This window comes from Acinetobacter lwoffii, from assembly GCF_024129115.1.
Lineage (GTDB): Bacteria > Pseudomonadota > Gammaproteobacteria > Pseudomonadales > Moraxellaceae > Acinetobacter > Acinetobacter lwoffii_T.
In genome coordinates this window covers 29,160-51,806 of the sequence record NZ_JAMXXO010000012.1, presented here as the reverse complement: position 1 = coordinate 51,806, position 22,647 = coordinate 29,160, and the positions used below count along the sequence as shown (strand labels likewise).

Here is a 22,647-nt window from a genome sequence, read left to right as displayed (position 1 = left end):
GATGAATATTCATTTATATAAATTCGCTGCGAACTACAGTATCCTATAGCATTCTATGCATAAATTTTCTATTTTAAGAAACAATTTTTTGCTCATGGCTATTTTAAGCGGATTTTGCAATGTTTGATACCTTAACAGAACGACTCACGCAGAGTTTAAGAAATGTTACTGGCTCAGGGCAGCTAACCGAAGACAATATTAAAGATACGTTACGTGAAGTGCGTATGGCGCTTCTTGAGGCCGATGTTGCGTTACCTGTAACTCGTGAATTCATCGCGAAAGTTAAGGAAGAAGCATTAGGCCAGGAAGTGATGACTCAGTTATCTCCTGGGCAGGCTTTTGTCAAAATCGTTCATGACGAATTGACCAAAATGATGGGCGAGGCCAATGAAAGCCTCGACCTCGCTGCAAAACCACCTGTAGTTGTCCTGCTGGCAGGCCTGCAGGGTGCGGGTAAAACAACAACTGCAGCAAAACTTGCACGCTTCTTACAAGAACGGCAAAAGAAAAAAGTCGCGATGGTCTCTGCCGACGTTTATCGTCCGGCTGCGATCAAACAGCTACAGACTGTCGCGGGTGAAGTCGGTGCGATTTTTCTGGAATCCAGCGCAGACGAAAAACCGATTACGATTGTGAATCGCGCGATTGAACAGGCAAAAATCCAGTTTGCCGATGTGCTGATTGTCGATACGGCAGGTCGTTTGCATATCGATGATGACATGATGGGTGAAATCAAAGAGCTGCATGCAGCGATTAACCCGACTGAAACCCTGTTCGTGGTCGATGCCATGACCGGTCAGGATGCGGCAAACACCGCCAAAGCATTTAATGATGCCTTGCCTTTAACTGGTGTGATCCTGACCAAAACTGATGGTGATGCGCGCGGTGGTGCAGCGCTTTCAGTACGCGCGATTACCGGCAAGCCAATCAAATTCTTGGGTATGGGTGAGAAACTCGATGCCTTGGAGCCATTCCATCCTGAGCGTGTTGCACAGCGTATTCTCGGTATGGGTGATGTACTTTCTTTGGTCGAAGAACTTGAACGCAAGGTCGACAAAGAAAAAGCCGAAAAAATGGCGAAAAAACTGCAAAAAGGCGGCAGCTTCAACTTTGAAGACATGCTGATGCAGTTTGAGCAGATGAACAAGATGGGCGGCATGATGGGCTTCCTGGACAAACTTCCTGGCATGAGCAATGCCGGTCTGCAAGATGCGTTGGCGCAAGCCAATCCTGAAAAGCAGGTCAAGAAAATGGAAGCGATTATCCAGTCTATGACTATCAAAGAGCGCCGTAACCCGGACTTGATGAACCCAAGCCGTAAAAAACGTATCGCAGCAGGTTGTGGTATGGAAGTGGCAGAAGTCAACAAGCTGATCAAGCAACATGCCCAAATGGCCAAGATGATGAAAAAATTTGCCAATCCATCCGGTATGGCAAAAATGATGAAGTCACTCGGCGGCTTGCAGAAACAGTTTGGCGGCGGCGGTGGTATGGGTCCATTGTTCGGCGGCAATGACAAGAAATAAGTTTTGTTTTAAAAAAAGGCGCAATATGCGCCTTTTTTTATTGCGAATAAATCGTCAAACCGGTTTAAACAAAACAACATTTACTTACCCAAAATAAAAATCCGATCAGGCAGACTCGGGAATATCAGCACAAAATAAAGAGAAATTTCAAATGAACCAAGTAATTGTCGTACATGGTTATACTGCAAGCCCGGAAGAAAACTGGTACCCATGGATTCAGGAAAAAGCCCAACAGGAAAATGTCAGTTTAAAAGTCCTCCGGCTGGATCCATCAACTACACCGACACTGGACACCTGGGATCAGCAAATGCGTGAACAGATTGATGCAATTGATGAGGACAGTATTTTTATTGCACATAGCTTGGGAACTGTAGCCGCATTACATTACTTATCCAGAGAATTAAAACAGCAGAAAATTCAGCAACTGGTATTGATCGCGGGATTTAATGGCCGGCTGGGTCGTCTGGATGAAGTAAACCCTTTTATTGATGCCGCTGAAATCAATTTTGATTTACTCAAACAACAGGTTGCAGAGCGTGTGGTGATCTACTCCGAAGGAGATGACCGGGTTGCACCAGAATTTAGTCTGGAACAGGCGGACAGTCTGGATGCCATTGTGGTGAATGCCAAGCATCACGGACATTTTATTGATTCTCAAGGCTGTACTGATTTGCCAGAACTCTGGAAAGTAATCGAACCTTATCTGATTAAATCTTAAATTTAGGCATGTTATTGTATTCGCTAAATTTTAAAATTTAACATGAGATGGTGTTCAAAAAGGCACTTGAATTCCATCTCCAGACTGGTTAAAACTTATTTTTTGTCGACGCAATTTGCGTTCAATGATAATAAGTAAATCACTATGAAAAATATAATAAAGAAAGTCTATATCGTGCCGGATTATCAGGCGACCTCCAATGATCACTGGTACCCTTGGTTCAGTCGCCAGCTTAAAAATGCCGGTTTTGAGTCTAAACGGATTATGCTGGCCAACCCTTTTCAGCCTGATTTAGAAGAGTGGCAGCAGAATCTGAAACTGCACATTCCGCAGATGGATGAACATACCTTTTTAGTTGCACATGGCCTGAGTTGCGTCAGTGTTTTAAACTTTTTACAGGAACATTATATTCAGCAGCAACACAAGATCGGCGGCATCATTCTGGTCTCGGCCTTTGATACACCGCTGGTGGCCTGGTCAGAACTGAATAAAATACTGCAGGCTGTGCGACTCGATCTGAAAAACTTGCCGTATAGCTATAAACGTGCGGTGATGCTGATCTCCAGTAATGATCCCTATGTGCCTGCACCGATTTCCTTGCGTTTAGCACATAGCTTGAATGCACAAATTTTTGAGATCAAAAAAGCCGGGCATTTCAACAAGTCCGATGGCTTTGCCGATTTTCCGCAATTGCTGGACATTATCAAACAGTGTCTGGCAAATGAGCTGCAAAATGCTGCAGGCCTTTAAGCAAAAGATCAGGTTCAATCCGGGGCTGATACTGAGCGAGATGCTGCGCAAATAGCGGGGCATCTCCACCGGTTAAAACCAACTGTGCTGGAAAATCATGTAGTACTTTCTCAATCGTGCTGAGCAGACCCAGTAGGATGCCATGATGAACAGCATCGATGGTGTTGCGTCCAGGATTGAGTTCAGAAAAAGCGGCATCCGGGATTTTAATGCCTTTGGTATTCTGAATCAGTGAATCACGTTGCAAGTACAGATTTGGCAGAATAAAACCACCCAAATGTTGTTGTCCTTGCGCCAGATCAATGGTCAGCGCCGTACCGCAACTAATCACACAATAATTTTCATGCGCTTGCGTCGCCACTGCAAGTACCTGTAACCAGCGGTCAATCCCCAGTTGCGAAGGTTCATCATAGCCACAGATCAGACCGGCATATTCTGCTTGTACCTGAGCAAAAATCACTGGAATATGTAGACTTTCTAAAATGCTGAGAATACGCTCATTATTGATTTTATCTTGGACAGAAGATAATCCCACCTGATGCAACCCCAGTGTTTTAAAATGCTGGATCAGGCCAAGTAACAAATCAGCAGGGGACTGTAAATGTAATTCTGCTGCCTGTTCAATAATCTGATCATGTTCGGTAATCCAGTATTTGAGCCGGGTATTGCCGATATCCAACCATAATTTTTTCATTGCTGTATGCCTGTTCATCCACCATTTTTAAGGCGGAGCTGTCCCTGATAAAAGGTCTGGATTCCCTGATCGGTCAAAATCTTGACCGCACCATCGTCCTGAATCCCGAGAAAAGTACCGGAATATTGCCCTTGCACGTCAGTAAATTCAACCGTTTGTTGCATAAATGCAGCCGATCGATTGAAACGCGCCGCCAGGTTTTGACTGCCATAATTAAACCATTGCCCGGCTTGCTGAATCGCCAGATATAACTGGGCAATCAGCTCGACTCTTGAGGTATGTGATAATCCCAACTTGCTCAAGGAACTGACCTGCTGATCTGGAAGGTCAGTGGGCAGAGGATCGATATTTAAACCGACACCGACCACCACCTGTGTAGTTGAAATCGGCTCGACCAGAATGCCGCCCCATTTTCCGTGCAGACTATACAGGTCATTCGGCCATTTCACCTGTAATTCCAGGCCTTTTAAACTTGGCATTTGCAGGATATTTAACGCAATTTCTAGCGCCAGACGACCATCAATGGGTTTTTGTGTATGCAGCAATGTGCTTAAATAGACGTTCCCTTCAGGTGAAATCCACTGACGTTGACGCTGTCCACGGCCTTGGGTCTGCACATGACTGCACACCAGAACCTGCTGTACCCCCTTCGTTGCCAGTTCCCGCACATCATCATTGGTCGATGTCGTAATCGGTTTGATGAGTAAGACTTCCGGGAGTTGGCCTGCATCGCTTAATCGTTGTTGCAGTTCACGAGTTTCTACATCCATTTGAATCTAAACGTGGTAAATATCGTTATGGAGTTAATCATATATTTATTGATTGGTGCAATTGCCGGATTCACCGCAGGCCTGTTTGGGGTCGGTGGTGGTTTGATTATTGTGCCGATCCTGTACATTGTTTTTACCCAGCTTCAGCACGATCCCAGCGTGATTATGCATATGGCGGTGGGCACTTCCTTGGCAACGATTATTGTGACTTCTATCAGTTCGGTGATGGCGCATCATCAGCGAGGGGCAGTACTATGGCCTGTGTTTCGTAATCTGGCGCCAGGTCTGATTATCGGTTCTTTCCTAGGTGCGGGGATTGCCGATTATTTATCTGGTCAGGGTTTGCAGTTAATGATTGGCTTTTTTGCGGTCTGGGTGGCATTTAGAATGTTCAAGGGAGCGCATATCCAGATTGATCCGAATCAAAAATTGCCTTCAACCCCGGTACAAATTGCTGCAGGTGGTGGAATCGGTGTGGCATCGGCGATCTTTGGGATTGGCGGGGGAAGTCTGACCGTCCCATTTCTGAATCGCTGCGGAATCGTGATGCAAAAAGCCGTAGCGACCTCTGCGGCTTGTGGATTGCCAATTGCAGTCGCAGGTGCGCTGGGTTTTATCTGGTTTGGTAAACAGGCGCAAGTTACCGTACCAAATACCATTGGCTATATTCATATTTATGCCTTTATCGGGATCAGCATGATGAGTTTTTTCACGGCCAAGCTGGGGGCAAAAGTGGCACATCTGCTTTCACCGGCCGTATTAAAAAAATGTTTTGCTGCTTTACTGACCACCGTCGGCCTGTATTTTATTTATCAGGGTTTTATGGCCTGATTTAAACCTTTTAGGTTGAACTGATGTACCGTATAAGGAGAATAGATGACTATTCTCCTTTTTTATGCAATTAGGTTGGCTGTATAGACATAAGATTGTCTGACAATGTCAAAGTATTTATTGATAAAAACCCGTTTAATAGCAACATAGTCCAAACAAAGGGCTAAACCAGTATCCATAAAAATAAAGACAGGAACGGTATGCCATTAGAACAAGCGCACAGTTTGTCTGAGCAGATTGCCAAGCACATTAGCGAACAGATTATTCGCGGTGAACTGGTCGAAGGCGAACGTATACAGGAGCTCAGGATTGCCTCGGAGCTCGATGTCAGTCGGGGTTCGGTTCGTGAAGCCCTGCTTTTGCTGGAACGCACCCAGCTGATTGAAATCTTTCCGCGCCGTGGGGCGATTGTCTCGGAAATGTCGGCCTTGCAGGTGCGTGCCTTATTTGATATGACCTCGTTATTGCTCGGGCAGATGGTGCATCGCATGGCGGAAACCTGGCGGGTGCATGAAGCTGAGCGTATTCAGCTATTATTAGAGCAATTGGAAGCAGAAACCCGCCAAGGACACACTGAAAAGTTTTATGATCTGATCTTTCAGGGCATGGCCCAGCAGCATGAGATGGTCGGGAATCCTTATCTAATGCGCTACTATCAGGAACTGCTGCCTTCTTTACGTCGGAGCTATTTTTTGACCCTGAATATTTCCAGACGCGAGTTACAGGAATCTTTTGACTTATTTAAACTGGTCACTGAAGCAATTTTGATACGAAAAAGCCATCAGGCCACTTTATTTATGGAAGATTTTTGTCGACACTTGCGCAACCTTGTGTTGGAATCTCTGACACGGATGAAACAAATTGAACTCGCGTGGGCCAGACGCTCACGACGTTAAATCAGGACATTATGCGTTTAAGCAGTTTAAAACTTTCAGGCTTTAAATCTTTTGCCGACAGTACCACTTTACATTTTAAAGATAATCGTACTGCGGTCGTGGGACCGAATGGTTGTGGTAAATCCAACGTCATTGATGCCATACGCTGGGTCATGGGCGAGTCCAGTGCGCGCCAGTTGCGTGGTGGCAGCATGCAGGATGTCATCTTTACCGGAACTGCCAAGCGTAAACCGGTGGGTATGGCCAGTGTAGAACTGCGCTTTGACAATACCTATGGCAAGCTGGGCGGTGCTTATAATGCCTATAATGAACTGGCAGTACGCCGTCAGGTCAACCGCGATGGCAAGTCCGAATATTTCCTGAATGGCAGCAAATGCCGTCGTCGTGATATTACCGATATTTTCTTGGGTACCGGTCTTGGTCCGCGTTCCTATGCGATTATCGAGCAGGGCATGATTAACCGTCTGGTCGATGCCAAGCCCGATGAAATGCGGGTCTATATTGAAGAAGCGGCTGGGGTATCGCGCTATCAGGCACGTCGCCGTGAAACCATGCTACATCTGGATCACACCACACAAAACCTGTCGCGTCTGGAAGATATCGCCTCTGAACTGAAATCTCAGCTAAAAACCCTGAAACGTCAGTCGGAAAGTGCGATTCAATATAAAGAACTGGAAGGGCAGATCCGTACCATCAAGATTGAAATTCTGTCTTTTCAATGTGAGCAAAGCCAGCGTTTACAGGAAGAATATACCCTTGAGATGAATACGCTCGGGGAAAACTTTAAGCTGGTGCGCTCCGAACTGACCACCGTTGAACATGATTTAGGCAGTACAAGTGAACTGTTTCAGCGTCTGATTCAGCAATCCACCCCTTTGCAAAGCGAATGGCAACAGGCCGAGAAAAAACTGGCTGAACTGAAAATGACCCTGCAACAAAAGCAGTCTTTGTTAGAGCAAAATTCTACAAGTCTGGTCAAACTGGAACAGCAAAAAGCCCAGACCAAAGAGCGTTTGAAGTTGATTGAGCTGCAACTCGATACTTTACAGCAGCAATTTGAAGATCAGCAGGCACAGTTGCAGCAGCAAGATGGCCAGAATCAGACGCAAAGCCAGAATCTGACTGAGCTTAAATCTCAATATAGCACTGTGGCAGCGCAATTTACCCAGATCAAAACCCAGGTCGAACAGCAGCAACAGCGTAAATTACAGATGTTGGCTCAAAGCGAGCAACTGGCAAAGAATATTGAGCGGATTGAACAGCAGAAACAGACGCTCCAACAGCAAAGTGCACAGATTCAGCAACAGGCGGAGCAAGATGAGCTTGAGCAGTATCAGGCAGACAAAGCCCAAGCTGAACAGCAAATCGCTGGCTATGAAATTCAATTAACAGATTTAAGAACTCAATTCGAGCAGATTCAGGAAGAGCAGGCGAGTCGTCAACAACAGCTGATGCAGCTCAAATCTGAAATTCAGGTGCTGCATTCAGAACAGAAAAACCTCAGTCAATTGCTGACCAAAGCCAATCCACATGCCAAGGCCGATGCACTACAGCTAATGCATGTACTTAAGCTCAACGATGCAGGCAAAGACCATGCAAAGCTGATCGAAAAGTTTCTGGCAAAATGGCTGTCTGCCCAGATTCTGGCAGAGGGTGAAAACTTTCTTGAAGATCGGGCGCGTCAGTTAAAGCCATATACTGTGCAAGATGAAATTCAGATTGCCAATACGGTGTGTCTGGCCGACTGGATTGAATCTCCACAGTATTCACTGTGGCAGCAGGTTGCAGTTGTAGATTCATTAGCGCAAGCCTTGAAACTTCAAACTGGGCTTTTGCAAGGTCAGACCCTACTCAGTCTGGATGGCTATCAGGTTGGGCCTGATTGGGTGATTGCGCTGGATTATGATGAATCGAGCCAAGCCGCTCAGGGCGCATTGAGTCATCGTATCCGTCTGGAGGAAATCCAGCTTCAGTTATCAGCACTGAATACCCAACTTAGTCAGGCTGAAGAGCAACTGCCTGAACTGAATACTCGGGTGAAGGATTTACAAACCCAGATTCAAACGATCAGTGAGCAGCACAAGCACACACAAAAGCAACTGCAACAACTCGATGTCAATATTGCCAAAGTACAAAGCAGTGCTCAGGCTTTCGCATTACAAAAGCAGCAATTACAGCATCAGCTGCAACAACTCGATGAGCAGCTAGAAGAAGATGCCATGCAGAAAGACGATCTGGAAATTGATCTGCATGCTCTGAATATTAAGCTGGAACAAGCGCTACCAAATTATAAAACCCTGCAATTCCAGCTGGAAGCATTGAGCACTCAGTTAGATGACTCGCAGCAGCTTAGCCAGCAAGCGCAGCAGGAACTGGAACTGCTGCGCCGTCAAAGCGTACAGAGTCAGCAGCAGATTGAATTACTGGAAAAAGATCAGGTATTTTTAATAGAACAGTATCAACAAATTACTGCACAAATCGAGCAGGCCAAGAAATTTGTCGATCCGGTACAGCTGGAATTGCCTGCTTTACAGAGCCAGTTTAATGAACAGGCGCAGATCACTGAAAAGCTGCAAAAAACCTGGACCGACTGGCAGATCGAATTAAATCAGGTGCAGAGCAAACAGCAGCAGCTGACTGAACAGCGTCACAGTTTCCAGCAGCAGGATGAAAAACTGCGTACAGCACTGGAAGCCAAACGTCTGGCCTGGCAGGCAGCCAAATCTGATTTGCAGCATTATTCAGAACAATTAAAAGAACTGAATCATGAAGTCATCAGTGGCTTGAATATTGATGTCAAAAACCATCAGGCCAAACTGGAAAAAGCTCAGGCGCAGTTCGATAAGCTCGGTGCAGTGAATCTGGCGGCTTCTGAAGAATATGAAGAAGTCTCGAAACGCTATGAGGAACTGAGCCACCAGATGCAGGATCTGGAAAATACTGTAGAACAGTTGCAGGCTGCGATGAAGAGTATTGATCAGGAAACCCGCAAACTGTTTATGCACACCTTTAACCAGGTCAATGCAGAACTGCAACAGCTGTTTCCTAAAGTGTTTGAAGGTGGCGAAGCGAGTTTAAGCCTTGAAGATGGCTGGCAATCGGGTGTAAAACTGATGGCCCGACCACCGGGTAAACGAAACAGCTCATTGGCCTTACTCTCTGGTGGAGAAAAGGCCTTAACCGCATTAGCATTGGTATTCGCGATTTTTCGCCTAAATCCGGCTCCTTTTTGTGTACTGGATGAAGTCGATGCACCGCTGGATGATGCCAACGTAGGACGTTTTTGTAATTTAGTGAAAGAACTTTCTGAACACGTACAATTTATTTATATTACCCATAACAAACTTGCAATGATGATGGCGACTGATCTTCTAGGTGTAACCATGCCTGAACCGGGAACCTCAAAATTAGTGACAGTAAATTTGGAACAGGCAAAAGAATACGGCTTAGCTGCGGAGGTATAATATGGAAATCACCACCATTATCGGGATTGTGATAGCAATTGTCATCATGCTGTTCGGCATCAGAATGCTGTTCAAAAAACCTGTAGAGGCTGTACCGTCACTGGATGCCAACCTGCATATCGATCCTGACAGCCAGACCCCTGTCATTCCAAGGCATGTGCGTTCGCAACTGGCGAAACAGGAAGCAGAACCGGCACAGCGTGTAGAGCCAAGCCTGCGTGTAGAAGAACCGGCCCCTGAAAAGCCCTCAGCATTTCGCAAGCCTGAACCGATCTTGGCTGAGCCAGCAGTGCTTGAGACAGCTGCAGCGGTCGAGCCGAGTCCAGTGACCGAAGCTGAAGTCGTGGCAAGTTCTGCAAGCACAGAAGCAGCCGAAACATCAGTGGAGCAAAAGCCGGCCGAAGTAGAAGCGGAAAATAACCAGACGGAAGATAAAGATACCGCTGTTGAATTCAGTCTGAACAGCAGTATTGAAAAAGCGGAAATTTCTGAATTTAATGATGAAAGCAGTATTCTGGATGCTCATCTGCATGAACAGAAAATAGTGGATGAAGAAAGTGCCTTATCCAATGCTGAAACGATTATTTCATTGCATATCTATCCGCAAGGCCGGGTACTTTCAGGTGATAAAACCCTGAAAGTCTTGTTGAAATATGGTCTGCGTTATGGCGAACTGGCCTGTTTCCACCGCTATAGTGAAGATGATTCAAAACTGCTGTTTTCGGTACTGCAAATGACGGATACCGGCATGGAAGGTTTTGATCTGGAAACTCTCTCGACTCAGGAAGTCAAAGGTCTGGCCTTCTTCCTGGCTTTGCCGCATAGCGATGTACAAAATGCCTTTGATACCATGGACAGTATTTCACGTCTGATTGCCCGTGAAGTGGATGGTCTGGTCTACGATCAGAACCAGCAGGAATTTACACCACAATTACGTGAATTCTGGCGCCATCAGGCGATTGATTATCGTGCTGGACAAGGTACGGAAGTTTAAGGCTGCTTTGTTCAATCTCCAAGTTGAATCTGTAGACTGCAATTTTTATAATAGCCAAAAGCTGAATATTCTACAGGGCGGATTTTCCGCCCTTTTTTATGGTGAAATTATGACCCAAGATGCCACTGTCATTGCGCAAATGCGTCAACTGATTCAACTGCTTGCCAAGCATAACCATGCTTATTATGTGATGGATCAACCGAGCATTGAAGACAGTGAATATGATCAGCTCTTTCATCAGCTCAAAGCCTTAGAACAACAATATCCTGACCTGATCCAGTCCGATAGCCCGACAGATAAAGTGGGTGGGCAGGCGCTTTCAAAATTTGTGACCGTAACACACGCTGTGCCGATGCTGTCATTAGGCAATGTCTTTAATCAGGAAGATCTGCTGGCTTTTGCCCGCCGTATTGAAGAACGTTTGCCAAATCAAAAAATTGAATATGATGTGGAACTGAAATTTGATGGTCTGGCCATTTCACTCTGGTATGAGCATGGCGTATTGACGCGTGGGGTGACACGCGGCGATGGGGAAACCGGTGAAGACATCACCCAGAATGTCAGAACCATTCGCAACCTGCCGAAACTTTTATCTTCGGTGAATGGCATCATTCCCGATTTGCTGGAAGTACGCGGCGAAGTGTTGATGCCAAAATCCGGTTTTGAAAAACTGAATGCAGCCAATGCCGCCAAAGGTGAAAAGACCTTTGCTAATCCGCGTAATGCTGCGGCAGGAAGTTTGCGTCAGCTGGACCCGAATATTGCTGCCTCGCGGCCATTGGCTTTTTATGCTTATGGGATTGCTCAGTGCGTGCCGCATCATGGACAAACCACTATGTCCGCCAGTCTGGAATGGTTACATCAGTTCGGTTTTGCGGTTGGCGAGCGTCACTTTATCTGTGACAGTATTCAGGACGTGCAAAAGGTCTACGAACAGATCATTGATGAGCGTGCCAGTCTCAGTGTCGAAATCGATGGCATGGTAATCAAGGTTAATGACCTGAAACAGCAACAACAGCTTGGTTTCCTGAGCCGTGAACCGCGTTGGGCCACCGCCTATAAATTTCCGGCAGTTGCAGCACTGACTACGGTAGAAAATATTAATTGGCAAGTCGGTCGTACTGGAACATTAACTCCAGTCGCGCGTTTGAATCCGGTCGCTGTCGGCGGAGTAACAGTATCTAATGTAACCCTGCACAATATTGGCGAAATTCACCGTCTGGATGTGCGTATTGGCGATACAGTTAGTGTTTATCGTAGTGGCGATGTGATTCCTAAAGTTGAAAAAGTCTGGCCGGAATTTCGCCCGGTTGATGCAGTCGAAGTGCATTTACCTGAGCAATGCCCAGTCTGTGATTCACCCGTGGTCATGCCGGAAGGTGAAGCATTGGCCCGTTGCTCTGGCGAACTCTATTGTGCTGCGCAGCGGATCGAAACCATTCGTCACTTTGTGTCGCGTAAGGCCATGGATATCGAAGGGCTGGGTGATCGCTGGGTAGAGTCACTGCTACATCTAAATCTTTTAAAAGATGTCTCAGATATTTACCATCTGCATGAACATCGTGAGACTTTGCTCGGTATTGAAAAGATGGGCGCCAAATCGGTTCAGAATCTTTTGGATGCCATTGAAAACAGTAAAAAGACCACACTGGCTGCTTTTATCTATGCACTCGGTATTCGTGGGGTGGGTGAAACCACGGCACGTATGCTGGCCAATACTTTCCAGACCTTGGAGGCATTGCGTCAGGCAGATCTGGAGGCTTTAAAGAAAACTCCGGATGTAGGCGATATTACTGCGGAATGGATTCTGGATTTCTTCAAGGCGCCACATAATCTGGAAGTTCTGGATCGTTTACTGGCTGCCGGTATTCACTGGGATGCACCGATTGCACCAACGCGTCAGCCATTGAACGGCGAAAGCTGGGTGGTCACCGGAACTTTAAGCAGTATGGGGCGGGATGATGCAACCCAGTTATTGCAAGCCTTAGGTGCGCGAGTCAGTGGTAGTGTGTCCAGTAAAACCAAATGTGTGGTTGCAGGTGAAAAAGCTGGCTCAAAACTGGATAAAGCAGAAAAACTGGGTATTCCAGTGATCAATGAACAACAGTTTATTGGCTTGATGCAAGACTATGGTCAGCTTGAAGCCTAAATCTCTGCACATTTCATGAAAGAATAAGAGTTAAAAAAGCCACCTTCGGGTGGCTTTTTGCATAAAAAGATTAAGGAATATATTTTTTCACAACACCATCATCGAGTAGCTGCTGGAAATGTTCAACCAGACTTTCTTTCACCGGACGATACTCAATGCCGAGCTCATTTTTACTTTTCTGGGCATTAAAGAAAATTGGATAACCCATATTTAGCTCTACAAATTTGCGGCTAAAACCTGCTACAGGTCCGAACATTTTGAAAGCTGCCTTCGGCAATTGATTGCGCGGGAACGGAAACTTATTGCCAAAATATGCCCGTAGAATTTGGCCCATTTCCAGCAGGCTCAAGCTTTCACTACAAATGATATAACGGCCATGCGCTTTTGGATTAAACGCCGCACGGATATGCGCTTCAGCGACATCCTGAACATCGACGACGCCATTCCACATCGGCGGGACACCAAGCAAAGTCATGCCGTTGGCAAACTGTTGCAGGACTTCTACACTACCGGATTGGGTATTTGGCGTTAAGGATTGACCAAAAACCAGTGCCGGATTGATACAGACCAGATCCCAGCGATCCTGTGCTTCAGCCATTTCCCAGGCTTTGCGCTCTGCCATGACTTTGGAATAAGGATAAGGCTGATGTGTGGCCGAACTGGTGGTATTCCAGTGTGATTCATCAAAACTGTTATTTTTAGTTTGTAGAATATCAATGGCATCGCCATAGGTGGATGCGATACTCGATGTCACGATCACGCGTTTCACTGCTTCAGTCTGATTGACACTATTCAGTACATTTTCAGTGCCTAATACCGCAGGTTCGATAATATCTTTGACTGCATCTTTATAGTTGGTGACCACAAAAGGTGAGGCCATATGAAAGACAATTTCACAACCTTGCATCGCCTGATCAAAAGAACCCGGGCTTAATAAATTGGCCTGAAATAACTTGAGAGTTCCCGGTGTGCTGTCGGCAATTTTTTCTAAATGGGCAAAGCTTTTACTTTTATTTAGGTCACGTACCGTGGCATGTACAGTATAGCCTTGCGTGAGTAATTTCTGGATGACCCAGCTGGCAATATAACCCGATGCACCGGTAACCAGAACAGGCGCTGTTGTTTGTGGATGTGTCATATCGGAACCGTTGTTGTTTTAAATTTGTGTGAATGATAAGCGAAATTTAAGCATGAAGTACGCCAATGCAGTGATGTTTATACAAAAAGAATGAATCTGTCTGGTCAAAATTAAGATTTACAAATTTTAACGCATGTGTTTATTTGCCGGTTTTAGGTTATTGCCAAGCGTAATGAAAATGCAAAGTGTTGTTTTATAAATGGGATTTCATTAAGAACGAAGTGTAAATGCAAGTACTTCTCATTTTAATTATATAAAAATCAAATATTTAACCATGGTTAAGCTTTGCAAATTCAATTGCTTTTCGCCATAATAGCAAAATACAGGTAGGGAGTTATTCAAATGCGCGGAAATCCAGAAGTCGTAGATTATTTAAATATGTTGATCGGTGGCGAACTGGCTGCTCGTGACCAATACTTGATTCACTCTCGTATGTATGAAGATTGGGGATTGACCAAAATCTTTGAACGTATCGATCACGAAATGCAAGAAGAGTCCCAGCATGCGGATGCGATTATCCGTCGTGTTCTGTTCCTTGAAGGAACGCCAAACATGCAGCGCGATGACGTTGAGATTGGCGAGGATGTGGTGAGCTGCCTGAAAGCCGATCTAAAACTTGAATATCATGTGCGGGAAAAACTGGCGCAGGGCATCAAACTGTGCGAAGAGAAAGGTGACTATATCAGCCGTGATATGTTACGCCAGCAAATGTCGGATACCGAAGAAGACCATACTTACTGGTTAGAAAAACAATTGCGCTTAATCGAACTGATTGGTCTGCAAAATTATATTCAGTCACAGATGTAAAACCGGATGAATAAAAAACCCAGCACATGCTGGGTTTTTTATATCTTGAAAATACTTAGTTGTTATTACTCATAATGCCAATTTTTTTGACCTCCAGCCTTTGAGCTGCCGCCATGACCATAGCGATATGTTTATATTCAGTGGCACGATCCGCCTTGATTTTAATCTGATCCTGATCCGCTTTTCGCGCTACTGTCTTGAATAAGTTTTCCAGAGCTTGGGTATTTGCTACCGGCTGTTCATTCCAGAAAATCTTACCTTGTGCATCCAGACGTAATTCCACCAGCTCAGGCGGTTTTTCATCGGTTACAGGAGGCGTTCCATTCGGTAGATCGATATTAATCGAGTTATTCGGCAAAGGAATTGTGATAATAAACATAATCAGCAAGACCAGCATGACATCAATCAGTGGCGTCATGTTGACATCTAACATCACATCATCATCTTGATTTGAACCAACATTCATACCCATAAACTTAATCCCTCTTTGTGCTTAAGGTGTAGCGGGCGGAGTGGTGACAAAAGCAATTTTGCCAATACCGGCCTGTTGGGTGGTACTAATCACCTGATCAATTGCTTCATAAGGTGTTAACTGATCACCACGAATATGCACTTCAGGCTGCGGACGTTTCTGTGCTTCTGCCTGTAAACGGCTCAGTAAAACTGTTTTATCTGCAATATAAATTTCGTTCCAGAAAATATCGCCAGTTTTATTGACAGCCAGCTGAACATTTTCTGGCTTGGTTTCATACAGTACATTTCTTTCTTCGGGCAGATCGACTGGTACGGTATGAATGGCAACCGGTACAGTAATCAGGAAGATAATGAGCAGAACCAGCATAATATCAACCAAAGGTGTGGTATTAATGGTTCCAATTACCTCATCATCGCTGTCGTTTGAATTGACCATCATTCCCATGGCTGATACCTCACTCTTACTTCACGTCACGATTGACAGGATTATTGGTCGTAATTTCGCCGCTGAGTAATACTGCGTGTAAATCAGAACCAAAGGTACGTACTTCTTCCATGACCGCTTTATTACGGCGAGTCAACCAGTTGTAGCCGAGTACCGCAGGAACTGCGACCGCAAGACCGATTGCAGTCATGATCAGTGCTTCACCAACCGGGCCGGCAACTTTATCAATGGATGCTTGCCCTGAAACACCAATGGCAGTCAATGCATGGTAAATCCCCCAAACGGTTCCGAAAAGTCCAACGAAAGGTGCGGTAGACCCGACTGTCGCAAGGAAGGCCAGGCCACCACTCAGATGGTTCTGGATTTTGTCGATCGCACGGGAAATTGAGATAGTGACCCAGGTATTGAAATCAATACGCTCAAGTAGTGTACCGCCATGATTTTTAGTTGATTTAATCCCTTTTTCCGCAATAAAACGGTAGACGCTGGCTTCGTCCAGATTCTCGGTTGCATTATCTAGAGAAGATGATTCCCAGAATTGATGTTCAGCTTCCTTGGCTTGCTTACGGATCTTACTTTGCTGTAAACATTTGCTGATCATGATGTACCAGGTACCGATCGACATGACCACCAGAATAAACAAAGTGATTTTAGAAACAATATCACCTTCTTTCCACATGGCTTCTAGGCCATAAGGATTGTATCCAGCTTTTTCATCGCTAGCTTCAGCAAGCAGTGGCGGTGGGGTCCGTGTAGCCGCTGTTGCAGGTGTTGTTACCGCTGTTTCAGTAACAGCACTGGTATTTGGTGTAGTGGACTGTTCTGCAAAAACTGCTTGTAGAGGTAATAAAGTGCTCATGGCAATTACACCGGCAGCAGTCATGTTTTTTAAAGGTTTTAGTGATTTTTTCATCATAGATCTCCTGATTTTTTTCTTTATCTGTTGTATCTGTTAGTCAAGGACAAATTCATAGGGAATGTCATACCAAGATTCTTGCGGCTCGCCATTTTTCATTGCTGGCTTGAAAGTACATAAACTAAAGGCCTTGGATGCTGCACGATCCAGCGCACGACTACCGCTCGACTTTTTCACTTTGGCATCCTGGACCTTGCCGGTGGTATTTACATATACAGAGATCAAGACTTCACCTTGTTCTTCATTCATTAGTGCATCACGTGGATAGTCTGGGCGTTTACAACCTGCTTCACCTTGTGAAACACCACGAGTGACACCAGCGGGTGGAGGGGCTGGTGCTGGAGCGGCTGCGACTACTGGAGCCGGTGCTGCTATCGGACTTGGTGAAGGATTCGCTGCAACGGGAGTAGGCACTGCAACAGTTGTCGGTTGGGTTGGCGTTGGAAGTGTTTTCTGTACAGGAACTACTTTTTCAACCGGTTTCACCTCAGGCACTTGTGCCACTTTTTCCACGATTTTTGGTGGTTCAGGGGGTGTTTCTTTTGGTGGCTCAGGTTCAGGCGGTTTGATATCCTGAATGATCATCAGTTCTACCGGCTGTTCCGTTGGTTTAATAATGTCTTTTGCCATACCAGCCATGAGTACCAGGCCCACCAGGATATGCAAAAAAACAACGACCCCAATACCAGTCAGTTTTTTGGCGGAGTTTTTTTCTAAGTCTTCAAACTTTGTGCCCATCATGACTCCTAGAATTTAAGACAAACAGGAAATAGTGCACTGATGAGAATTTTTTTTGATTACAGGCAGCATTATTTTTTGTTTGGCTAAAATTAAACGGGGAAAACCGCAAACACCGCTTGGCAGCAGTGTTTGCGAAGTAATTAATTAAAAGAATTTATAGGTACCACGTAAGAAGTAAGCGCGGCCTGTTGGATCGCTGTAACGTGGGTCATAACCGTATTGGAAGTTATCCATTACGTCAGAGGCAGGTGGTTCTGCATCGAACATATTTTTAATACCGGCAGTTAGCTCCAGATTTTTAAATCCTTTGTAAGTGCCAGAAATGTTGTATACGGTGTAGTCAGCAACATCGCGTTCTTCTGAATAGTCTTCATAACCACGAACGAACTGTTGTTCAAACACCATTCTCCAGTTTTCATAAGACCAGTTCACGTTTGCAGTATGTTTCCAGCGAACCACTGCTGGGTCATCATAAACACCGACATAACCTTCCCACTCACCGCCTGGTTCATCCTGGTAATCCATTTGAATCACATAAGTACCGTCAATACCGAAACCGAAGCGGCCAGTTGACGTCATTGGAGAAAGATAGTTCAAACTCAAATCAATACCTTGGGTTTTCAAGCCACCGGAGTTAATCAAGTTAGTTGAGATATGGTCAATACGCCCTTCTGCATTACGAACAAAGTATTGAGCATACTTTTCTGGATCACCAAAAATTGATGATTCACCAATCGTTCCAATTAGGTTTTCAATTTCGATATTGTAGTAATCGGCAGTGAAAACTAAGTTTTTGATCGGTTCAAAGACAAAACCAGCCATGTAAGATGTTGACTCTTCTGGACCTAGTTCAGAATTGCCGCCTTGTGTACGGATAAACTGGGTATTACATTCAGTTTGGTATCTGGTTTCAGTTGGTGTACCACCCGGGCAAAGAATCGGGTCGTTATATCTTGCACCAGTCCAGGTTCTGACCGAAGGAGCATTGACGTCATATAAGCTTGGTGCACGGAAACCGGTACTGTAAGAAGTACGGAACATGAGTTCTTTAACTGGTTCCCAGCGTAAGGCCACTTTAGGATTAAAGGTGTCACCAAAATCGCTATAGTCATCATAACGAGCAGCCAACTGTAATTCCAGGTTGGTCAATAAAGGTACTTGGAATTCAGTGAATACTGCGCTAATGTCACGATCGCCTGAGCTTTTTGGTTTATTTGGATCAATACCAGAACCTGGAACTTGAGCAACAATTTCAGAATTTACAGTTGCTTCCCAGTCTTGTTTGGAGAAACTACCGCCGAAAGCAAAACCAACATCACCTGCAGGAAGTGTGTAGATTGGACGACTCACGGTAAAGTCAATTGTAGTTGAATCTAAAGATGCCTGATTGGTATCGCCTTTGACATCAAAAGTGTTCCAAAGACCTTGATCCTCTGGCGCTTGTGGTCCAAATGGGTTCAAAGTTCCATTATCAAGTGCAGCCTGAACTCGACTACGGTTTAAATACCCACTTACGAAACTATCGGTTGCCTCACTTTTTGTGTAAGTGATACCCCCGTTCATGTCCCAACCGTATGCTTCACCTTCGATCCCAGCGAAGATACGGTTCGATTCGTTAATTGACTTAGAAACACGGTTGCCGCCTTGTGAACGTAGATACAGTTGCAGGGTGTTAGTCGTCAAACCATCAAATGCTGGGGTAATGCCTTTACCTGGATAATATTTACTAGCATAAGGCAAGGTCACACTACGGCTATAAACATCAGGCGCGATTGAAGTGGTTACTTCATCACGTGCATAGATATATTCACCAATTGCATTAAAGTTGTCTGATAGTTTGAAGGTTGCACGACCTAATGCAGAAAGATTTTCTTGTTCAGGCACAATACCAATAACAGTTTGGGTATTTAGATAACAGAAGCCATCTTCAGGTACAGTATCTTTGGTATTTAAACAGTCATCCCCATAAGGGTTGCCTAATATCCCTTCAGGATTACCATCTTCATCCAATGGACCACCATTAGGATCGTAGAAGTTTGCAGGGAAAGCATTTGCTGAACTGCCATCAATTCCTAATTCAGGAAGTACCCCACCACGGCGGCTGACTTTACGGTCTTTTGCCCAAATCGTATCTTGTTTTCGGTAATCGATCACACCGTAGACATTAAAACCTTGTTCATCTAGATCGCCATATCCCCCAAAAATCGAAACGTCAATTTTTTCGCCGCCTTTTTCTTCAGGAATTTGACCACCTAAAGTAATGCCCACGCCTTCATATTGCTTTTTCGTAATAAAGTTGATTACACCACCCACTGCATCTGCACCATAGACTGCAGATGCGCCGTCACGTAAGACTTCAATGCGCTCTACCAATGCGAGAGGGATGTTGTTTAAGTTGGTTGAATCGGTACCAAATGCACTGCTTGCAACACGGCGACCATTAATTAAAACTAAAGTTTTATCCGAACCAAGACCACGTAAATTTGCTGTTGAACCACTGGTATTACTGGCACCGACATTTTGTGCTGTGACATAACTTGCTTGGTTGGCACTGACTTTCATCAATGCTTCTTCTACAGTGGTTACCCCCTGATTCACCAGATCTTCACCTTTAATAATCGTGATTGGTGAGGCGCTTTGTGCGGCTACACCTTTAATAGATGATCCAGTAACTCGCACTTTCTCAACCTTGGTAGGTTGTGCAGCGGAGTTTTCTGGTTCATCTGCTGCATGTGCCAAAGACAAGCACATCATACTTAAGGTAAGCGTACTTAACTTGAGTATTGTCTTGCCAACTGTTGGAGCCCCCATAGATCCGACCAATTTGTTTTTTTTCATCGTAATTTTCACCCTTTTGTTATGTGAAGTAGTGCTGGGAGGACTTAAGCAAAGCGAATGCCAACTTATAAATTATTAACTTTAAAAAACATTAAGTAATTGAAAGAATTATATTTAATTTGGTTTTTTTAGAGATTTACTAAATTCTGATGAAGAAATATTAAGAGAGTAGGGTTTAAAATCTGAAGAAAGTCTCTATAGGAAACCATGAGAAAGTAAAAAATAAATATTTAATGAATAAGAATGGAATCTAAAACTGAAAGGGAAATTGAATAAAGTTCAATCATGGTGCATGATTTTTACATAAAATATACAATAATTTAATAAGATAATAATTATATATTTCATTTGCTTATGTATGTATTTTCTTGGGTTGAAGTAGTGGGAGGATGCAATAATATGAAACAGGTCTGGTTTATTTTTGTGCAGACTAGGCTTGGAGCTAGATTTTAAGAATAAATATTAAATTAATGATTCATGGAAAATATTATGTTATTGATAATGTTTTAAATGATTAATAAAAATAAGCTTTTTTGAGTTAATAACAGGAAAAAATCGTTATTTTTCGAGGATGGCATGAAATTCGCTTTGTTCATTTTATTCCATCTGTCCAGCTTTGACCCATCCATTGAAGCAAATATGGGATGATGTGTTAAAGACTTCCTATAGCAATAAAACTTCAAGATCAAGAATAGGTACAAATTTGAAATCAGCATTTTTCAGTATGACAATTTTGGCCTTGGCCATGACTACGGGGCAAACCTCTTGGGCAAAATCATCTGCACATCCGGATAAAGTTTTAAACCTGGCCTTCGAAGCACCTGATGACGGTTTTGATATGGTCAAAACCTATAATTTTTATAGTGGTAGCGTTGCTGAAGCTATTTTTGAGCCTTTGTTACGTTATGACTATCTGGCGCGGCCTGCAATCTTGACTCCAAATACAGCCGAATCTTTACCCAAGGTTGAGCAGGATGGCAAAGTCTATACCTTTAAAGTCAAGCCGGGAATTTATTTTAGTCCTGATCCTGTATTTCAGGGTAAGAAGCGTGAACTGGTGGCGCGTGATTATATCTACTCCATGCAAAGGATTATGGATCCCAAAAATCATTCTCCATCTTTTTCTTTTATCGAGGGAAAAATCCTTGGGGCAGAGCAGGTCATCCAGCAAGCTAAAAAAACCGGCAAGTTCAACTACGATGCACCTATTCCCGGTTTAAAAGCACTAGATAAATATACCTTACAAATTACCCTGACCCGTTCCGATCTGAATTTTCCGTATATTTTGGCCTATGTGGCTTTTAGTGGTACCGCACGGGAAGCGATCGAACATTATGGTCATCGGGCAGGTCAGCATCCGGTTGGAACAGGAGCGTATCAGTTACACAAATATGTGCCGCGTAGCCGTATTGAACTGACTGCCAACCCGAATTATCGCGGTTTTGTCTGGAACTTTAAGGGCGATGGTTCCGAGTGGGATCAACGTATTGTCAAAGCCATGCAAGGCAAGCAGATGCCGCAAATTGGCAAGGTCAAAATCAGTATTATTGAAGAGGAACAGTCTCGCTGGCTGGCTTTAAAGTCTGGACAACTGGACTATGACAAACTCACTGCGAGCGGCGCCGAACAGGCACTGGAAAATAAGCAGCTGAAAAGCGAATACAAGAAAAAAGGCATCCTGCATTATCCAAATAAAGAACCGGAAATTACCTATACCATCATGAATATGCGTGATCCGTTAATTGGTGGAAATTCACTGGAAAAAATTGCCTTACGTCGTGCTCTCGCCTTGTCCTATAACCAGAAAGAAGCTATCCAGCAGTTGTACAAAGGTCATGCCGATAAAGCTGAAATGATTTTGCCAGAGGGAGTGGGGGGACATGACCCAAAGTATAAAAGCAGTATTGCTTATAACCCCTTACTGGCCAATAAACTGCTTAACCGCTTTGGCTATAAGAAAGGCGCTGATGGTTACCGCACCTTGCCCGATGGCAAACCTTTGATACTAAAAATGAATTCAACCAGTTCAAGCTCTTCGGTGATTTCTGCAGAATTATGGAAAAAGAATCTGGATGCGATCGGGGTGCGAATTGAGTTCAAGGTTAGTAATTTTGCTGACAATTTAAAAGAAGCCACCCAATGCAAGCATATGATGTGGGGTGGAGCCTGGATTGCGGACTATCCGGAAGGGGAAAACTTTGCCCAGTTACTGTATGGGCCAAATGCGCAGCAAGGCAACCTGAGTTGCTATACCTCCAAAACTTATGATGCACTGTACCAGACCGCGATGAAACTGCCGCCGCAGCAGCGGGCGCCATATTATGAGCAGATGAACCGTCAGATGGAGGCCGATAATCCATGGATTCTGCACAATACCCGTATACGCAACTGGTTGATTCATCCGCATGTGCAGGGCTTTAAAGCCCATCCGGTGACCAGAGCAGTTTGGCAATATATGGATATTGAACCTGTTAAAAAATAACTTGAGAAGATTAA

General features: G+C 44.5%; 18 protein-coding genes. 10 read left to right on the top strand and 8 right to left on the bottom strand.

The features are described from left to right. The first annotated feature begins 119 nt into the window (after nt 1–119). The 3 genes from ffh (at nt 120) to NI470_RS10145 (ending at nt 2,994) form a co-directional block, all read left to right on the top strand. Nucleotides 120–1,526: a signal recognition particle protein gene (gene ffh, locus NI470_RS10155; RefSeq protein ID WP_004279196.1), complete on the top strand. Its 1,407-nt coding sequence runs from the start codon at nt 120–122 to the stop codon at nt 1,524–1,526. A gap of 151 nt (nt 1,527–1,677) precedes the next feature. Further along, on the top strand, nt 1,678–2,244 hold the full coding sequence (locus tag NI470_RS10150; protein ID WP_004279197.1) for an RBBP9/YdeN family alpha/beta hydrolase: 567 nt from the start codon (nt 1,678–1,680) through the stop codon (nt 2,242–2,244). Between the two features lie 144 nt (nt 2,245–2,388). Beyond that, a complete protein-coding gene (locus tag NI470_RS10145; RefSeq protein ID WP_005104858.1) occupies nt 2,389–2,994 on the top strand; it encodes an RBBP9/YdeN family alpha/beta hydrolase in 606 nt (201 codons plus the stop codon). Here NI470_RS10145 and NI470_RS10140 read toward each other — a convergent pair. Continuing rightward, entirely contained in the window at nt 2,948–3,688 is a 741-nt protein-coding gene (locus NI470_RS10140) for a type III pantothenate kinase (RefSeq protein ID WP_253148315.1), read from the bottom strand. The genes NI470_RS10145 and NI470_RS10140 overlap by 47 nt on opposite strands. Nucleotides 3,689–3,702: 14 nt before the next feature. Beyond that, nucleotides 3,703–4,458, bottom strand: a complete 756-nt coding sequence (locus NI470_RS10135) for a biotin--[acetyl-CoA-carboxylase] ligase (protein ID WP_253148316.1) — start codon at nt 4,456–4,458, stop codon at nt 3,703–3,705. Nucleotides 4,459–4,485: 27 nt separating this feature from the next. Here NI470_RS10135 and NI470_RS10130 point away from each other — a divergent pair, with 27 nt between their 5' ends. The 5 genes from NI470_RS10130 to ligA all read left to right on the top strand — a co-directional run bounded on the left by NI470_RS10130 (nt 4,486) and on the right by ligA (nt 12,792). Beyond that, nucleotides 4,486–5,289, top strand: a complete 804-nt coding sequence (locus NI470_RS10130) for a sulfite exporter TauE/SafE family protein (RefSeq protein ID WP_071851435.1) — start codon at nt 4,486–4,488, stop codon at nt 5,287–5,289. A gap of 200 nt (nt 5,290–5,489) precedes the next feature. Next, nucleotides 5,490–6,185, top strand: coding sequence for a GntR family transcriptional regulator (locus NI470_RS10125; protein WP_005262529.1), 696 nt, complete (start codon nt 5,490–5,492; stop codon nt 6,183–6,185). Between the two features lie 11 nt (nt 6,186–6,196). After that, nucleotides 6,197–9,649: a chromosome segregation protein SMC gene (gene smc / locus NI470_RS10120; protein ID WP_253148336.1), complete on the top strand. Its 3,453-nt coding sequence runs from the start codon at nt 6,197–6,199 to the stop codon at nt 9,647–9,649. A gap of 1 nt (nt 9,650) precedes the next feature. Then, nucleotides 9,651–10,643, top strand: coding sequence for a cell division protein ZipA C-terminal FtsZ-binding domain-containing protein (locus NI470_RS10115; RefSeq protein ID WP_253148317.1), 993 nt, complete (start codon nt 9,651–9,653; stop codon nt 10,641–10,643). A gap of 109 nt (nt 10,644–10,752) precedes the next feature. Then, nucleotides 10,753–12,792, top strand: a complete 2,040-nt coding sequence (ligA, locus tag NI470_RS10110; RefSeq protein WP_253148318.1) for an NAD-dependent DNA ligase LigA — start codon at nt 10,753–10,755, stop codon at nt 12,790–12,792. A gap of 70 nt (nt 12,793–12,862) precedes the next feature. On the opposite strand, the gene NI470_RS10105 is transcribed toward ligA, so the two are convergent. Beyond that, entirely contained in the window at nt 12,863–13,930 is a 1,068-nt protein-coding gene (locus tag NI470_RS10105) for an SDR family oxidoreductase (RefSeq protein ID WP_253148319.1), read from the bottom strand. 342 nt (nt 13,931–14,272) lie between these two features. Between NI470_RS10105 and ftn the strand changes: the two genes are divergently transcribed. After that, a complete protein-coding gene (gene ftn / locus NI470_RS10100; RefSeq protein WP_004279207.1) occupies nt 14,273–14,737 on the top strand; it encodes a heteropolymeric bacterioferritin subunit Ftn in 465 nt (154 codons plus the stop codon). Nucleotides 14,738–14,792: 55 nt separating this feature from the next. On the opposite strand, the gene NI470_RS10095 is transcribed toward ftn, so the two are convergent. The 5 genes from NI470_RS10095 to NI470_RS10075 all read right to left on the bottom strand — a co-directional run bounded on the left by NI470_RS10095 (nt 14,793) and on the right by NI470_RS10075 (nt 20,151). After that, entirely contained in the window at nt 14,793–15,209 is a 417-nt protein-coding gene (locus NI470_RS10095) for an ExbD/TolR family protein (RefSeq protein WP_253148320.1), read from the bottom strand. Nucleotides 15,210–15,230: 21 nt separating this feature from the next. After that, the gene (locus tag NI470_RS10090; RefSeq protein WP_005247138.1) at nt 15,231–15,656 is read right to left on the bottom strand and encodes an ExbD/TolR family protein; all 426 of its coding nucleotides are present in this window, start codon (nt 15,654–15,656) and stop codon (nt 15,231–15,233) included. Nucleotides 15,657–15,672: 16 nt separating this feature from the next. Next, nucleotides 15,673–16,572 (bottom strand): MotA/TolQ/ExbB proton channel family protein, encoded by a 900-nt coding sequence (locus NI470_RS10085; protein ID WP_253148321.1) that lies wholly within the window; start codon nt 16,570–16,572, stop codon nt 15,673–15,675. 36 nt (nt 16,573–16,608) lie between these two features. Further along, the gene (locus tag NI470_RS10080) at nt 16,609–17,310 is read right to left on the bottom strand and encodes an energy transducer TonB (RefSeq protein ID WP_005107731.1); all 702 of its coding nucleotides are present in this window, start codon (nt 17,308–17,310) and stop codon (nt 16,609–16,611) included. Nucleotides 17,311–17,457: 147 nt separating this feature from the next. After that, nucleotides 17,458–20,151 carry a TonB-dependent receptor gene (locus tag NI470_RS10075; protein WP_253148322.1) on the bottom strand — a complete coding sequence of 898 codons (2,694 nt, stop codon included), beginning with the start codon at nt 20,149–20,151 and terminating at the stop codon, nt 17,458–17,460. Between the two features lie 724 nt (nt 20,152–20,875). Between NI470_RS10075 and NI470_RS10070 the strand changes: the two genes are divergently transcribed. Beyond that, complete coding sequence (locus NI470_RS10070) at nt 20,876–22,633, top strand: ABC transporter substrate-binding protein (RefSeq protein ID WP_253148323.1); 1,758 nt, start codon at nt 20,876–20,878, stop codon at nt 22,631–22,633. Nucleotides 22,634–22,647 lie beyond the last annotated feature (14 nt).

What these genes read in the sequence shown, in the direction of transcription:
- smc (WP_253148336.1), top strand. Translation starts at nt 6,197, where the DNA reads ATGCGTTTAAGCAGTTTAAAACTTTCAGGCTTTAAATCTTTTGCCGAC.
- NI470_RS10115 (WP_253148317.1), top strand. Translation starts at nt 9,651, where the DNA reads ATGGAAATCACCACCATTATCGGGATTGTGATAGCAATTGTCATCATG.
- NI470_RS10070 (WP_253148323.1), top strand. Translation starts at nt 20,876, where the DNA reads ATGACAATTTTGGCCTTGGCCATGACTACGGGGCAAACCTCTTGGGCA.
- NI470_RS10105 (WP_253148319.1), bottom strand. Translation starts at nt 13,930, where the DNA reads ATGACACATCCACAAACAACAGCGCCTGTTCTGGTTACCGGTGCATCG.
- NI470_RS10125 (WP_005262529.1), top strand. Translation starts at nt 5,490, where the DNA reads ATGCCATTAGAACAAGCGCACAGTTTGTCTGAGCAGATTGCCAAGCAC.
- NI470_RS10095 (WP_253148320.1), bottom strand. Translation starts at nt 15,209, where the DNA reads ATGGGTATGAATGTTGGTTCAAATCAAGATGATGATGTGATGTTAGAT.
- NI470_RS10130 (WP_071851435.1), top strand. Translation starts at nt 4,486, where the DNA reads ATGGAGTTAATCATATATTTATTGATTGGTGCAATTGCCGGATTCACC.
- NI470_RS10090 (WP_005247138.1), bottom strand. Translation starts at nt 15,656, where the DNA reads ATGGGAATGATGGTCAATTCAAACGACAGCGATGATGAGGTAATTGGA.
- NI470_RS10075 (WP_253148322.1), bottom strand. Translation starts at nt 20,151, where the DNA reads ATGAAAAAAAACAAATTGGTCGGATCTATGGGGGCTCCAACAGTTGGC.
- NI470_RS10150 (WP_004279197.1), top strand. Translation starts at nt 1,678, where the DNA reads ATGAACCAAGTAATTGTCGTACATGGTTATACTGCAAGCCCGGAAGAA.
- ligA (WP_253148318.1), top strand. Translation starts at nt 10,753, where the DNA reads ATGACCCAAGATGCCACTGTCATTGCGCAAATGCGTCAACTGATTCAA.
- NI470_RS10145 (WP_005104858.1), top strand. Translation starts at nt 2,389, where the DNA reads ATGAAAAATATAATAAAGAAAGTCTATATCGTGCCGGATTATCAGGCG.
- NI470_RS10140 (WP_253148315.1), bottom strand. Translation starts at nt 3,688, where the DNA reads ATGAAAAAATTATGGTTGGATATCGGCAATACCCGGCTCAAATACTGG.
- NI470_RS10085 (WP_253148321.1), bottom strand. Translation starts at nt 16,572, where the DNA reads ATGATGAAAAAATCACTAAAACCTTTAAAAAACATGACTGCTGCCGGT.
- ffh (WP_004279196.1), top strand. Translation starts at nt 120, where the DNA reads ATGTTTGATACCTTAACAGAACGACTCACGCAGAGTTTAAGAAATGTT.
- ftn (WP_004279207.1), top strand. Translation starts at nt 14,273, where the DNA reads ATGCGCGGAAATCCAGAAGTCGTAGATTATTTAAATATGTTGATCGGT.
- NI470_RS10080 (WP_005107731.1), bottom strand. Translation starts at nt 17,310, where the DNA reads ATGGGCACAAAGTTTGAAGACTTAGAAAAAAACTCCGCCAAAAAACTG.
- NI470_RS10135 (WP_253148316.1), bottom strand. Translation starts at nt 4,458, where the DNA reads ATGGATGTAGAAACTCGTGAACTGCAACAACGATTAAGCGATGCAGGC.